This window comes from Pseudomonas sp. TUM22785 (assembly GCF_028198105.1).
Taxonomy (GTDB): Bacteria; Pseudomonadota; Gammaproteobacteria; order Pseudomonadales; family Pseudomonadaceae; genus Metapseudomonas; species Metapseudomonas solani.
Window position 1 is genome coordinate 5,195,846 of sequence record NZ_CP116239.1, and the last position, 13,992, is coordinate 5,209,837.

Here is a 13,992-nt window from a genome sequence, read left to right on the forward strand (position 1 = left end):
GGGTCAAGGTCGTTTCTTGGAGGCCGGTGACGGGCCTGAACACAGGCACTAAGCTAGGTCCAGCCGTATTTCCGGACAAATGACCGATAGTTCATCGGGATGAATCCATTTCATCCGTGGAGCCCAGATGTTCGCCAACCTGCCCCTGACCGCCCTGCGCACCTTCGAATCCGCCGCGCGCCTGCTGAGCTTCAAGGCCGCCGCCGAGGAACTGGCGGTGACGCCCACGGCGGTGTCCCACCAGATCCGCAGCCTGGAAGGCTGGCTCGGGGCACCGCTGTTCGAGCGCCTGCCCCGCAGCGTGCGCCTCACGGCCTGCGGCCAGCAGCTGTTCGGCAGCCTGCACGGGGCGCTGCTGGAGGTGACCCAGACCCTCGACCAGCTGCGCCCGCAACGCAGCGGCGGCCAGTTGACCCTGTCCACCACCCCGGCCTTCGCCGCGCTGTGGCTGATCCCCCGCCTGGGGCGCTTCTATGCCGCGCACCCGGCCATCAGCCTGCGCCTGGACACCCGCAACACCCTGGTGGACCTGCACCAGGACGCCAGCATCGACCTGGTGATCCGCTACGGCATCGGCAGCTACCCGAGCCTGCACAGCCAGTGCCTGCTGGACGAGTGCTTCGGCGTCTACGGCTCGCCGGCGCTGGTGGCCGAGCTGGGCAACCGCCAGCCGACGCTGATCACCATCCGCTGGCGCAACGCGCAGCTCTACGAACTGGGCTGGAAGGCCTGGTGCCAGGCCGCCGGCGAGCAGCGCCTGCTGGAGACCGCGCCGCAGCGCGAGTACGACGAGGAGCACTACGCCCTGCAAGCGGCCATCGCCGGCCAGGGGCTGGTGCTGGCGAGCTCGATCCTGGTGTCCGAAAGCGTCGCCAGCGGCCTGCTGGTGCCCTACCGGCCGGAGATCAGCGTGGAGGGCGCGGGCTATTCCACCCTCTGCGTGCCGGGCCGCGAGCGGCACCCGCCGGTGAAGGCGTTCTTCGATTGGTTGAGCCGGGAGGTGGGAGGCACTCCCTCGTAGGTCGGGTGCAACCCGACGGTCCGCCCCACACACGCATCGCGAATGAATTCGCTCCCACGAAAAGCAAGGGTCCTCACCGTGCGGCAGGCGTTTTCCCGGGCATAAAAAAACGGCCCGGGTCCGAGAACGAGGGCCGTTGAAGCACTATCAAATTGTTTACCGCGCGGGCTCTGCGGCCCGGGCGGCTAGATCATCAGGCGCTGGCGTCCTGGTATTCCTTCTCGGCTTCGTCGAAGCGCTTGACCATGGCCGCGGACGGGCCGTTGCCGATGTGGCTGAAGATCAGGATGCCGAGGGTGGCGAGGATGAAGCCGGGGACGATTTCATACAGGCCGGTCCAGCCGAGGAGCTGCTTCCACAGCACCACGGTGACGGCACCGAAGATCATGCCGGCCAGGGCGCCGTTGCGGGTCATGCCCTTCCACAGCAGGGAGAGGATGACCACGGGGCCGAAGGCGGCACCGAAGCCGGCCCAGGCGTAGGACACCAGGCCCAGGACCTTGCTCTCGGGGTTGGCGGCGATGAGGATGGCGATCACAGCTACCAGCAGCACCATGGCGCGACCGACCCAGACCAGTTCGACCTGGCTGGCGTTCTTGCGGAAGAAGGCCTTGTAGAAGTCTTCGGTCAGGGCGCTGGAGCACACCAGCAGCTGGCAGCTGAGGGTGGACATCACCGCGGCGAGGATGGCGGACAGCAGCACGCCGGCGACCCAGGGGTTGAACAGCAGCTTGGCCAGTTCGATGAACACGCGCTCGGGGTTCTCGGTGACGGCGCCGGCGACTTCCGGGTGGGCCGAGAAGTAGGCGATGCCGAAGAAGCCCACGGCCACGGCGCCGCCGAGGCAGAGCACCATCCAGGTCATGGAGATGCGGCGGGCAGCCGGGATCGACTTGACCGAATCAGCGGCCATGAAGCGCGCCAGGATGTGCGGTTGGCCGAAGTAGCCCAGGCCCCAGGCCAGCAGGGAGATCACGCCGATGAAGGACGCGCCCTTGAGCATGTCGAAGCTGGTGGCGTCCTTCAGCTCGATGGCGGCGAAGGTGGGGTCGATGCCACCGGTGGCCAGCATCACCACGATGGGGGTGAGGATCAGGGCGAAGATCATCAGCGAGGCTTGCACGGTGTCGGTCCAGCTCACCGCCAGGAAGCCACCGACGAAGGTGTAGGCGATGGTGGCGGCGGCGCCGGCCCAGAGGGCGGTCTCGTAGGAGAGGCCGAAGGTGCTCTCGAACAGACGGGCACCGGCGACGATGCCGGATGCGCAGTAGATGGTGAAGAACACCAGGATCACCAGGGCCGAGAAGATGCGCAGGATGCGGCTGTGGTCTTCGAAGCGGTTGGTGAAGTAGTCGGGCAGGGTCAGGGCGTTGCCGTTGTGCTCGGTCTGCACGCGCAGACGACCGGCAACCCACAGCCAGTTGAGATAAGCACCGACGATCAGGCCGATGGCGATCCAGCTTTCCGACAAGCCGGAGAGGTAGACGGCACCCGGAAGGCCCATCAGCAGCCAGCCGCTCATGTCGGAGGCGCCAGCGGACAGTGCGGTGACGAAGCTGCCGAGGCTGCGGCCACCGAGGATGTAGTCGGAAAGGTTGTTGGTGGCGCGGTAGGCCGCGAAGCCGATCAGCACCATGGCAGCGATATAGATCACGAAGGTGATCAGCATCGGGTTGCTCATACTCATTGGGGGTCTCCCCTGTCGTTTGTTGTTATGGAGGTGCGACGGGTATTTCGCATCTCTCTGGTTGGCATTTGGCAGTTGCTCGTGGCAATTACCGATTGGTTTGCGGGCCCGGCGCAACCCGTAGGGTGCAACCTCTGCCCGTCATCGGTGCTCAGGCGTCATGCCTCGCCTCAGGACGAGACGCCAAGCCATCCGGACTGCACCTGGTCTTCCTGGTCCGGTCTGGCCATATCGATTCGCGCCTGATCAAGTGTCGACCCGTACGCGCGAAAGGGACAGCGGAATGTAGAGAGCGGTGGCGCCCTTTTCTTTCGAAAAGCTCCGGAGTTATTGCGAAATCCTCCGACTGTCCGACAAGACGTGCAACCCGGTTGCACCATAAGGTGCAACCGCCGCTCTGCAATGCTACTTGTGGATGACCTGACCGCGCATCGGCGCGAGGCGTGCGAGCAGGCGATTCTGGGTGCGGCTGGAGATGCCTTCGGCATCCATGGCGTCCTGCAGGTCTTCCACCAGGGCGTTGAAATCGCTTTCGGTGAGGCGCTGGCCCTTGTGGCTCTCCTCCATGCTGTCGCCGGTGTATTCGCAGGGGCCACCCGCCTCGACGCAGAACTGCTCCACCAGCTTGTCGCGCAGGCGTTCGATGTCGATCTTGCGGAAGTGTTCGACGATGCGCTCGTCCTTGGCGATGTTCAGCAGCATGCCTTCGACGATGCGGGTGATGCCGGGCGTGCCGCCCAGGTCCTGGTAGAGGCTGTCGTCCCTCGGTGGCTGCTGGGCGCAGGCGGCCAGGACCAGAGTGGCGACGAGGATCAGGCGGCGCATGTCAGAAGCTCCCCTGCACGGACAGGTAGACGCCGTCCTGGTTGTCGAGGGTGGCGATCTCGCCGAGGCGCGCATAGGCCAACACCACCGACAGGTGCTTGTTGGGGAAGTAGCCGACGAACAGGTCCGCCCAGTCGCTTTCGCCGGCGAAGTTCAGGTTGTCGGGCTTTTCCCGGTATTCCACACCTATGGCCCAGTGGCGGTCGGGCAGCACGGCGATGGAGCCCTCCTTGAGCACCGAGCGTTCGTCACGGCGGTCGCCGCCGAAGCCCAGCAGGCCCAGCTCGTTGGCCCGGCTGTAGCGCAGCCCGCCGTTGAGCAACAGGTTGTAGCCGAAGGCGCCACCGAGGATCAGGCGGCTGACGGCGAGGTAGCCTTCGGTGTCTTCGTCGCGCTGGGCGCCCACCAGGGAGGGGATGAGAAAGTCCTTCTGCCGCTTGTACTGGAGCCCCAGGGACACCTGCGGCAGCTGATCGTAGATGAGGTCGCCGAACAGCCGCACCTTGAGCCCCACCACATCCTGGCTGAGGGTGTTTTCCGGCAGCGACAGGTCGCGGGCCAGGGTGCCGAGATCAAAGCGCTGGCGGGCGTAGGACAGCTCTATGCGGTTGTCCCAGGAGGCGGCGACACCTGCGGCATCGAGGCGGTAGTCGCCGGTCTCGACCCGGGTGGCGAACGCGGTGGCGCCCCACTCGCCCTTCTCGCCGTAGCCGGCCAGCACCGCCCAGGGTGTAATCCCACCGCCGGCGGCGCCTTCGACGCTGGTGGCGCCGCCGGTGGCCAGCAGGCGGCCCTCATCGGCGAACGCAGCGGCGGGCAGGGACAGGGCGATGAGCAGGGCCAGGCATCGGTTCATGGTCAGTGCACCGCGGCGATGGGTGAGTGGAGTGGCTGGGCGATCCAGGCCTCGAAGGCGCTGGCCGATAGCGGCCGGCTGATCAGGTAGCCCTGGGCGGTGTCGCAGCGCCAGCGTTCGAGCAGGCGCAGGCTGTGGGCGTGCTCGACGCCCTCGGCGACCACCTTGAGCCCGAGGCTGTGGCTCATGTCGATGGTGGAGCGGACGATCACCGCGTCTTCGCTGGTCTCGTCCAGCTCGCGGATGAAGGACTGGTCGATCTTCAATTCCTGCACCGGCATGCTTTTCAACTGGGCGAGGGAGGAGTAGCCGGTGCCGAAATCGTCCACCGAGAGGCTGATGCCCAGGTCGCGCAGGCCGTTGAGCACCTTCAGCGCCTGGACCGGGTCCTGCATCACCGCGCTTTCGGTGATTTCGAAACTCAGCTGGTCGGGGTGCACCCGAAAGCGTCGCAACAGGCCGCGCATGCGCTCCACCAGCTCGCGCCCTATCAGGTCGTCGGTGGAGATGTTCAGCGAAACCTGCAGGCGCAGCCCGCGCCCGGCCCATTCCTGGAGCTGGCGCAGCACCTCTTCGATGACCCAGGCGGTAAGCGACTGGATGCTGCCGGTGCGCTCGGCCAGGGGGATGAACTCGCCGGGCGCGACCAGGCCTAACTGCGGGTGCTGCCAGCGCAGCAGCGCCTCGGCCTGCAGCACCCGGCCCTCGGCGATGTCCAGCTTGGGCTGGTAGTGCAGCAGCAGTTCGCCCCGCGCGGCGGCGTGGCGCAGGTCGCGGATCAGCAGCACCTGGCGCTGCTGGGCGGCGTCGCGGCCCTGCTGGTAGAGCTGCAGGTGGCCAGGCGCCTGGGCGGCATCCTGCATGGCGATGCCGGCGCGGCGCAGCAGCTCCTCCGGCGTGCTGCCATCGGCGGGGTAGCAGGCGATGCCGATGCGCGAATCGATGGCGACGTCGAGGCTGCCGATGCGCTGCGGCTTGAGCAGCAGTTGCTGGAGCTTGTCCGCCGCGGCCACCGCACTGTCGCTGTCGGTGCCCTCCAGCAGCAGGAGGAATTCGTCGGCGATCAGCCGCGCCAGGCTGTCGCCGGGGCGCAGGGTGGCGTGCAGGCGCCGGCCGATCTGCTGCAGGACGAGGTCGCCGCCACCAGGGCCACAGGCTTCATTGACCGAACGGAAGTTGCCGATGCCCAGGTAGAGCAGCGCGGTGGGCCGTTCGGCGGTGATGGCGCTGCCCAGGCGCTCCAGCGCCAAGGTGCGGTTGGGCAGGCCGGTGAGTGTGTCGTGCAGGGCGTTATGGGCGAGCTGCCGCTCACGCTCGGCGATGTCGTCGCGCATGCGGTTGATGGCGCCGGCCAGTTGCCCCAGTTCGTCGGAGCGGTCCAGCTCGAGGGTGCTCTGGTAGTCGCCTTCGCCGATACGCCGGGCGGCGGCGGCCAGGGCTCGCACCGGCTGCGACACGCTGCGGGCCAGCAACAGCGCGCCGGTCAGGGAGCCAAGCAGCGCGCAGAGGGCGATCAGCAGGATGTCCCGGTCCAGCGGCGCGAAGGCCTCCTGGGCCTGCTCCAGGGATTTGTGCAGGAGCAGCAGCACCTGGTAGTCCGCCCCGCTGGACAGCACCAGGCGGCGATCCATGTAGCGCCGCTCGCCGATGCGCAGGATGTCGCCATCGTGGGTCTTGATCTCGCTCCTGAGCGCCTCCTCAAGGTCGCCCGGCAGGGTGCTGAGCCAGATGTCCGGCTTACCCGCCTGCGTCGCCACCAGGCTCATGTCGAGGTGGGTGAGCTCACGCATCTCGCTGGCGAAGTCGGCATCCAGGCGGAAGCCCATGACCACGCGGGCGATGGGGATGGGCGCGGTGACGTTGGCCTCGACCAGGAGGTAGATGTCGTCGTCGATGGGTTGCAGCAGGCCCTGCCCGCCATTGCGCTGGTGCTCCTGCATCAGTTCGGCGAGGCGCGCCGAGGAGTCACTGCCGACCCGCCCAGCGGTGGAGACCTGCAGCTTGCCGTCCATGCCCAGGAGCATCACCGCACCGGCGTTGATGCGTGCACCGGAGTTGCCGAGGGCAGAGCGGATGGTTTCCTCGTCGCCGCTGGATACGGCCTCCTTGAAGCCGAAGTCGGCCGCCAGCACCTGCACGGCGTCATGCAACTGGCGGCTGCGCGACTCCAGCAGGCGCTCGAAGACGCGCCCGCCGATATCCAGCTCCTCGCGCGCCTGGGCCTGCACGGCGGCGCCTGTGGCGACCTTGACGGCGAAGTACAGCGCACTGACCACAACCAGCAGCAGGAGAATGAGGACGCAGGCGATGCGCGCCTGGAAGCTGTTACTGAGCCTCACCCGCCGCCCTCTTGAATGCGTCGCCGAAGCCTTTTTCCACCGGCGCGGACGGTTGTGCGGCCGGAGCTCCCTGCAGCGTCAGCGGGAAGCGCTGGACGAGGCCGGAGGCCGGGACCTCCACCTCGCCCGCGGCGACGGGCAGCATGTTGGGCACCTGGGGGTGCCAGAGGCTGGCGGTGTAGCGCCCGGGAGGAAGGTCGAGACTGAGGCGGCCGGCGTCGTCACTGACGGCGAAGAAGGGGTCGTCGGTGATGTAGACGTAGCCGAGCATCCAGTCGTGGATGTTGCAGCCGAGCACCACCACACCGGGCTTGTCGAACACCACGGGTTCGGCGGGTGTGCCCTGGTAGAGGCGCAGTTCGAAGCGCTTGGCCGGCGAGAAGGAGTAGACGTGATGACGAATGTTGTCGCTGTTGGGGAAGCTCACGGCGGTGCCGGTGTGCACCGCCAGCACGTAGGGGGCGAATTGCTTGTCGCGCTGGTCCATTACGCCCGTGTCGGGAATGGCGGCGCTGCCCGAAGGGCCCTGCAGGCTGAGCACCGCATCGCCCAGCGGCTGCCCATGGCCATCGACCACCTCGCCCTGCAGGGTCGCCGCCGAGAGCGTGTCGCACAGGCACCACAAAAGACCGATCAGGCCCATTACAGGGGCCCATGGAGTGAAGCGCAGCATGTCGTCTTCCATCCTTTCAACGGCCAACGGGGGCGGCTCGTGCGCCATGCCCCTGGCCTGTGCGAACCAGTTGGATTGCAGATTAGCTGTCGATCGGCGGAACTTCACGCGGCCGGCGGAAGCAACTGGCCATCACCCTTCCCTCAGTGGCCGCTGCGCAGCCGCCGTGGGGTGAGGCCGAGGTAGCGGCGCATGGCGTTGGTCAGCGCGCTCTGGCTGGAGAAGCCACATTCCTCGGCGATGCGCACCAGGGCCAGGTCGCTCTCGCGCAGCAGGCGGGCGGCGCGGTCGAGGCGGGTCTTGAGCAGGTATTGGTGGGGGCTGAGGCCGACGCTGTCCTTGAACAGGGCGTGGAAGTGGCTGGGGCTGAGGCAGGCAATCTGCGCCAGCTCGGCGACGCTGATGCGCCGCGACAGGTTCTGCAGGATGTGCGCGTCGAGGGGCTCCAGGTCCAGGCCAGCGGCCGGGCGCCGGGGCTGGTCGCCGAACAGGCGCAGGTGCAGGGCCCGCAGCAGCACGCCGCCCAGGGAGCGGGCGAGGATCTGGTCGCTGCCGTAGCGCGCCAGTTCGGCGCCGGCGTAGCTCAGGAGGTTCTGGAAATCGGCATCCAGCGCGGGGTAGCGCGGGGTTTCGAACAGGCGCGCGAGGAGCTCGCGGTCTTCGCTGCTGGTGCCCTGCTCGTCGAGGTCGAGGATCAGCATGCGGTTCTCGCCCATGCCGGCGAACTGATGCTCGGCATCCCCCGGCACCAGGCAGGCGCGCATGCGGCAGACCTCGCCGCCCCGGCCGCCCACTTCGAATTCCGCGCGGCCGGACAGCGACATCACCAGTTGGTGATGATCGTGGGCATGGGCGTGGGCCTGTTCATCGAGGCGCAGAAGGCGGGCAACTAGCATGGCGGGTCGTGGTCAGAATTTGCACATTTTAGGCAAATGGCCAGCTGTTGCCCAGCACCGCCCGGCAGCGCAGCCCTGGCAGCCACGCTTGAAAAGCCCGTGGCACAGCCCCATCTGCCTCACATGCCCAACCTTCAGCCCCTACGAACCCAGCTACCAGGTGCCCAATGAGCGATCAGGACATCCACGCCGATCTCGTCGAAGAAGCGACCGGCCCGCACAGCACAGGCCTCGTCCTGCCCGGCCAGACCCTGCCGGACAAGGTGTACATCATCCCGATCCATAACCGCCCCTTCTTCCCGGCCCAGGTGCTGCCGGTGATCGTCAACGAGGAGCCCTGGGCCGAGACCCTGGAGCTGGTGTCCAAGACCGAACACCACTGCCTGGCGCTGTTCTTCATGGAGAACCCGCCGGAAGACCCGCGCCATTTCGACCCCTCCACCCTGCCCGAGCACGGCACCCTGGTGCGCGTGCACCATGCCAGCCGTGAAGGCGGCAAGCTGCAGTTCGTTGCCCAGGGCCTGTCGCGGGTGCGCATCCGTGGCTGGCTCAAGCGCCATCGCCCGCCCTACCTGGTGGAGGTGGACTACCCGCAGAACCCCAGCGACCAGCGCGATGAGGTGAAGGCCTACGGCATGGCGCTGATCAACGCGATCAAGGAGCTGCTGCCGCTCAACCCGCTGTACAGCGAGGAGCTGAAGAACTACCTCAACCGCTTCAGCCCCAATGACCCGTCGCCGCTCACCGACTTCGCCGCCGCCCTGACCAGTGCACCGGCCAAGGAGCTGCAGGAGGTGCTGGACACGGTGCCGGTGCTCAAGCGCATGGAGAAGGTGCTGCCGCTGCTGCGCAAGGAAGTGGAGGTGGCACGCCTGCAGAGCGAGCTCTCCGCCGAGGTGAACCGCAAGATCGGCCAGCACCAGCGCGAGTTCTTCCTCAAGGAGCAGTTGAAGATCATCCAGCAGGAGCTGGGCATCACCAAGGATGACCGCAGCGCCGACGCCGAGCAGTTCACCCAGCGCCTGCAGGGCAAGGTACTGCCGGAGCAGGCGAAGAAGCGCATCGACGAAGAGCTGAACAAGCTGTCGATCCTGGAGACCGGCTCGCCGGAATACGCGGTGACCCGCAACTACCTGGACTGGGCCACCAGCGTGCCCTGGGGCGTGTACGGCAAGGACAAGCTCGACCTTACCCATGCGCGCAAGGTGCTCGACAAGCACCACGCGGGGCTGGACGACATCAAGAACCGCATCCTCGAGTTCCTCGCGGTAGGCGCCTTCAAGGGCGAGATCGCCGGTTCCATCGTGCTGCTGGTGGGGCCGCCCGGCGTGGGCAAGACCAGCATCGGCAAGTCCATCGCCGAATCCCTGGGCCGCCCCTTCTACCGCTTCAGCGTCGGCGGCATGCGTGACGAGGCCGAGATCAAGGGCCACCGCCGCACCTACATCGGCGCCCTGCCCGGCAAGCTGGTGCAGGCGCTGAAGGACGTGGAGGTGATGAACCCGGTGATCATGCTCGACGAGATCGACAAGCTCGGCGCCAGCTACCAGGGCGACCCGGCCTCGGCACTGCTGGAGACGCTGGACCCGGAGCAGAACGTCGAATTCCTCGACCACTACCTGGACCTGCGCATGGACCTGTCCAAGGTGTTGTTCGTGTGCACGGCCAACACCCTGGACTCCATCCCCGGCCCGCTGCTGGACCGCATGGAGGTGATCCGCCTCTCCGGCTACATCACCGAGGAGAAGCACGCCATCGCCAAGCGCCACCTGTGGCCGCGCCTGCTGGAGCGCACCGGTGTGCCCAAGGAGCGCCTGTCGATCACCGACGGCGCGCTGACCTCGGTGATCGAGGGTTACGCCCGCGAAGCCGGGGTGCGCCAGCTGGAGAAGCAGCTGGGCAAGATCATCCGCAAGTCGGTGGTGAAGATGCTCGAAGACCCCACGGCGAAGATCAAGGTCGCGCAGAAGGACCTGGAGCCCTTCCTCGGCACCCCGCCGTTCCGCAAGGAGCAGCTCCTCTCCGGCACCGGCGTGATCACCGGCCTGGCCTGGACCAGCATGGGCGGCGCCACCCTGCCGATCGAGGCGACGCGCATCCATACGCTGAACCGCGGCTTCAAGCTCACCGGCCAGTTGGGTGACGTCATGAAGGAGTCGGCCGAGATCGCCTACAGCTACATCAGCTCGAATCTGAAGAAGTACGGCGGCGATGCCGGGTTCTTCGACCAGGCTTTCGTCCACCTCCACGTGCCGGAGGGCGCCACCCCCAAGGATGGCCCCAGCGCCGGCATCACCATGGCCAGCGCCCTGCTCTCCCTGGCCCGCGACCAGGCACCGAAGAAGGCTGTGGCCATGACCGGCGAGCTGACCCTCACCGGCCAGGTACTGCCCATTGGCGGGGTGCGCGAGAAGGTGATCGCCGCGCGGCGGCAGAAGATCTTCGAGCTGATCCTCCCGGAGGCCAACCGTGGCTCCTACGAGGAACTGCCGGATTACCTGCGCGACGGCATGACGGTGCATTTCGCCCGGCGCTTCTCCGACGTCGCCAAGGTGCTGTTCGCCTGAGGCCTGCGGCGCCTACCCAGGGGCCGATGCAGCGGATATGCTGCACCGGCCCCTGAACGATGGAGCCGTCCATGAGTCCTGCCCGCCTTCCCCGCCTGCTGCTGCCCGCCGCCCTGATGCTGCTGGCCGCTTGCGCCCATGAATCCACCAGCCTGGTGGTGCAGAAACAGAGCAGTTGCCCGATCGAGCTGGACAAGGGCCAGTTGCTGGTCCTGACCCTGCCGAGCAATCCCACCACGGGGTTCCGCTGGGTGGTGAAGGACGCCGCGCCGGGCGTACTGCGCAGCCTCGGCCCGGAGGTCTACGACACCCCCGAGGAAGCCGGCCTGGTGGGCGGCGCCGGTGAGTCCACCTGGCGCTTCAATGCCGCGCAGAGCGGCGAAGGCCGCCTGTTGCTGATCTACCAGCGCCCCTGGGAAGCCGACGTGGCGCCGGAGCAGACCTTCGATTGCAAGGTCAGCGTGGACTGATACGGGGGCCTGCCCCTGGCGGGCCCTGCTGGCGAAACGTTTTACCTCCCTCATGAGGCCCATCGTTGGGCCTCGCTACGCTCGGCGCCAACCTACGGGGCCTGGGACTCGGCGGCGATGCTGTGCTGGCCGCGTATGCCCTGGTACAGGCACAGCTGGTTACGGCCGGCGCGCTTGGCCTGGTACAGCGCGCTGTCGGCGGCATGCAGCAACACATCGGCGCTCTCGCCATCGGCGGGGAAACAGGCCAGGCCCAGGGAGATGGCGATCGGCCCCAGGGGCTGGCCGCCGTAGCGGATCTGCAGCCGGGTGACCCCGAGGCGCAGGGCCTCGCAACGCTCCATGGCATCCTCCAGGCTGATTTCCGGCATCACCAGGGCGAACTCCTCGCCCCCATAGCGACAGGCGAGGTCGCTGGAGCGCACATGGCGCTTCATTTCCAGGGCCAGGTGACGCAGCACCAGGTCCCCCGCCTCGTGGCCGAAGGTGTCGTTGAAGCGTTTGAAGTGGTCCACATCCAGTAGCACGACGATCACCGGTGACTGCTTGCGGCTGGCGCGCAGCAGTTCGCGGCGCAGGGTTTCGTCGAGGAAGCGACGGTTGTGCAGGCCGGTCAGGGCGTCCACCACCGATTGCTGGCGCAGGCTCTCGCGCAGGCTGAGGTTGGCCACGCCCAGGGACACCTGTTCGGCGAAGGCTTCGGCCAGCTCCAGGTCGGCAGCGCCGCCACACAGGGTCATCACCCCCAGGGGTTCACCCTGGGCCATGAGCGGCACGCAGAGCGAGCCATTGGCTGCCAACGGGCTGTCGTGCAGGTGCGGGCAGACCAGGTCCTTGTTCACGTCCAGCACCAGGTGGCTCTGGCCACGGCGGATCGCCCAGCAGTCGTCGGGCTCGAACAGCTCGACGCTGCCCACCTGCCAGCCCCCCCAGTGCCCGGCCTCCTCGAGCACGTCCCGCGAGGGATGGTAGAGGTACAGGCAACCATCGCTCTGCGGAAACAGCTGGCCGGCGAAGCGGCTGATGATGCCGAAGCACTCGTCGAACTCGTTCACCGAGTGCAGGGCACCCGCCATGCGGCTCAGCAACGAGATCTGGTGGTTGCGCAGTTCCACGCGCTGCATGCCCAGGCTCAGTTGCTCGCTGAGCAGGTCCTGGGCGAGACGGGCGTCGCGGCTCGCGCGCAGCATGCGGAAGGTGAAGTGGAACAGCAGCGCGATCACCAGCAGGTCCAGCAGGGTGACCAGCCCCAGCATCGCCATCCCGACCCAGCCGCGCCACTCGATCTCCTGCTTGGCCAGCAGCACGCGCTGCTCGACCACGCCCTGCATCTCGCCGAGGCGCAGGCGGATGGCGTCCATGAGTTGCTTGCCCTTGCCGGTGCTGACCAGGTCGCCGGCGGCGGCCAGACCTTCGCTGCGGCGCAGCTCGATGACCCGGCTAAAGAAGGCGCGCTGCTCGGCGAGCAGCCCGACCAGCCGTTGCAGGTCATCGAACAGCTCATCGTTGGCCAGCGTCACCTTGAAGCGCGCCATGTCCTTGTCGACATCGCCATAGCCCTGGTAGAGCGGGGTCAGGTAGTCGTCGCGGCCGGTCAAGGCGAATCCTCGCTGGCCGGTTTCGCCATCCTTGAGGGAGGATAGGAGGTTGCTCAGCTCGCGCCCGGTGTGCTCGTGCAGCTCCAGCTGACGCTCGGCGTTGCCGACCCAGCGGGTGGTGGCCAGGGGCAGCACGATATTGAGTACCAGCATGCCGATCGCCAGCAGGAATCCGGCCTGCAGACGAGTCGCCGTCTTCATCACATCGTTGTCCTCGTGGCGGGGTGCGTTTTCAGTCTAGCGGCGCAATCGGCGACTGCACCTGGCGTTTTGCGCCTGGAACCCGATCGCGACGATGCGCAGAGTAGCCCAGGGCCGGGAGGCCCGCTGGCAGGCCGCCGCGCGGCCCGGATGGACAACGATGGAGAATCTTGCATGCAGTGGCTGTTGATCGGGCTGATCGGTGCTGTCGCCTACCTATACGGCGACGCCGCCGACCTGGATACGCTGTGTTTCTGGACCAAGCCGGTGCCCATCCTCGCCCTGCTCGCCTGGTTGCTGCAAAGCGCCCCGCCCGGCCGCTATCGACGCTGGGTGGCGCTGGGGCTGCTGCTGTGCCTGGCCGGCGATGTGCTGCTGCAATGGTCGCCGGACTTCTTCGTCTTCGGCCTGGGCGCCTTCCTCCTCGGCCACCTGGCCTATATCGGTGCCTACCTGGCGGATACCCGGCGCCTGGCACCCCTGGCTCTGCTGGCGGCGGCGCTGTTCGGCATCGGCATGTTCGCGGTGCTGGCCAGCGGCGGCCTCGGTGACCTGCTGGTGCCGGTGGCGCTCTATGCGCTGACCATCAGCACCATGCTCTGGCGCGCCCTCGCCCGCCTCGGTGCAAGCGAACCGGGCCGGCGCTCGGTGCAGGTCGCAGCCGCCGGTGCGCTGTGCTTCGTGGTCTCCGACAGCCTGCTGGGGGTCAACCGTTTCGTGGCGCCCTTCGAGATGGCGGGGTTGGCCATCATGCTCACCTACTGGCTTGGGCAGCTGGGCATAGTCGCTTCAGCGGTGCTGCACGGGCGACGCTGATTTTCGACCGATCGGCACGCCGGGATTCTGGCCGGGCGCGGTC

At 67.3% G+C, this 13,992-nt stretch carries 11 protein-coding genes; 4 read left to right on the top strand and 7 right to left on the bottom strand.

From position 1 onward, the window contains the following. The first annotated feature begins 127 nt into the window (after window positions 1–127). Window positions 128–1,021 (top strand): LysR substrate-binding domain-containing protein, encoded by an 894-nt coding sequence (locus PI990_RS23385; protein WP_271658643.1) that lies wholly within the window; start codon window positions 128–130, stop codon window positions 1,019–1,021. 193 nt (window positions 1,022–1,214) lie between these two features. Here PI990_RS23385 and putP read toward each other — a convergent pair whose 3' ends face one another. From putP to PI990_RS23415, 6 genes are all read right to left on the bottom strand, one after another. Further along, the gene (gene putP / locus PI990_RS23390) at window positions 1,215–2,708 is read right to left on the bottom strand and encodes a sodium/proline symporter PutP (protein ID WP_184487813.1); all 1,494 of its coding nucleotides are present in this window, start codon (window positions 2,706–2,708) and stop codon (window positions 1,215–1,217) included. A 405-nt stretch (window positions 2,709–3,113) separates the two neighbouring features. After that, window positions 3,114–3,533, bottom strand: a complete 420-nt coding sequence (locus PI990_RS23395) for a group I truncated hemoglobin (RefSeq protein WP_021222102.1) — start codon at window positions 3,531–3,533, stop codon at window positions 3,114–3,116. Window position 3,534: 1 nt separating this feature from the next. Further along, the gene (locus tag PI990_RS23400; protein WP_271658644.1) at window positions 3,535–4,389 is read right to left on the bottom strand and encodes a DUF3034 family protein; all 855 of its coding nucleotides are present in this window, start codon (window positions 4,387–4,389) and stop codon (window positions 3,535–3,537) included. Window positions 4,390–4,391: 2 nt separating this feature from the next. Continuing rightward, window positions 4,392–6,728, bottom strand: a complete 2,337-nt coding sequence (locus PI990_RS23405; protein ID WP_271658645.1) for a bifunctional diguanylate cyclase/phosphodiesterase — start codon at window positions 6,726–6,728, stop codon at window positions 4,392–4,394. Continuing rightward, window positions 6,715–7,401, bottom strand: coding sequence for a methylamine utilization protein (locus tag PI990_RS23410; RefSeq protein WP_442969295.1), 687 nt, complete (start codon window positions 7,399–7,401; stop codon window positions 6,715–6,717). Before PI990_RS23410 ends, PI990_RS23405 begins: the two co-directional genes overlap by 14 nt. Window positions 7,402–7,544: 143 nt before the next feature. Beyond that, a complete protein-coding gene (locus PI990_RS23415; protein ID WP_271658646.1) occupies window positions 7,545–8,297 on the bottom strand; it encodes an AraC family transcriptional regulator in 753 nt (250 codons plus the stop codon). Window positions 8,298–8,464: 167 nt separating this feature from the next. Here PI990_RS23415 and lon point away from each other — a divergent pair, with 167 nt between their 5' ends. Together lon and PI990_RS23425 are read left to right on the top strand one after the other, a co-directional pair. Further along, window positions 8,465–10,864, top strand: a complete 2,400-nt coding sequence (gene lon, locus PI990_RS23420) for an endopeptidase La (protein WP_184487809.1) — start codon at window positions 8,465–8,467, stop codon at window positions 10,862–10,864. Between the two features lie 71 nt (window positions 10,865–10,935). After that, window positions 10,936–11,334: a protease inhibitor I42 family protein gene (locus tag PI990_RS23425; RefSeq protein WP_271658647.1), complete on the top strand. Its 399-nt coding sequence runs from the start codon at window positions 10,936–10,938 to the stop codon at window positions 11,332–11,334. Between the two features lie 92 nt (window positions 11,335–11,426). On the opposite strand, the gene PI990_RS23430 is transcribed toward PI990_RS23425, so the two are convergent. Beyond that, window positions 11,427–13,133, bottom strand: a complete 1,707-nt coding sequence (locus PI990_RS23430; protein ID WP_271658648.1) for a diguanylate cyclase — start codon at window positions 13,131–13,133, stop codon at window positions 11,427–11,429. Window positions 13,134–13,307: 174 nt separating this feature from the next. On the opposite strand from PI990_RS23430, the gene PI990_RS23435 reads away from it, so the two are divergent. Then, window positions 13,308–13,949 carry a lysoplasmalogenase gene (locus tag PI990_RS23435; protein ID WP_271658649.1) on the top strand — a complete coding sequence of 214 codons (642 nt, stop codon included), beginning with the start codon at window positions 13,308–13,310 and terminating at the stop codon, window positions 13,947–13,949. Window positions 13,950–13,992 lie beyond the last annotated feature (43 nt).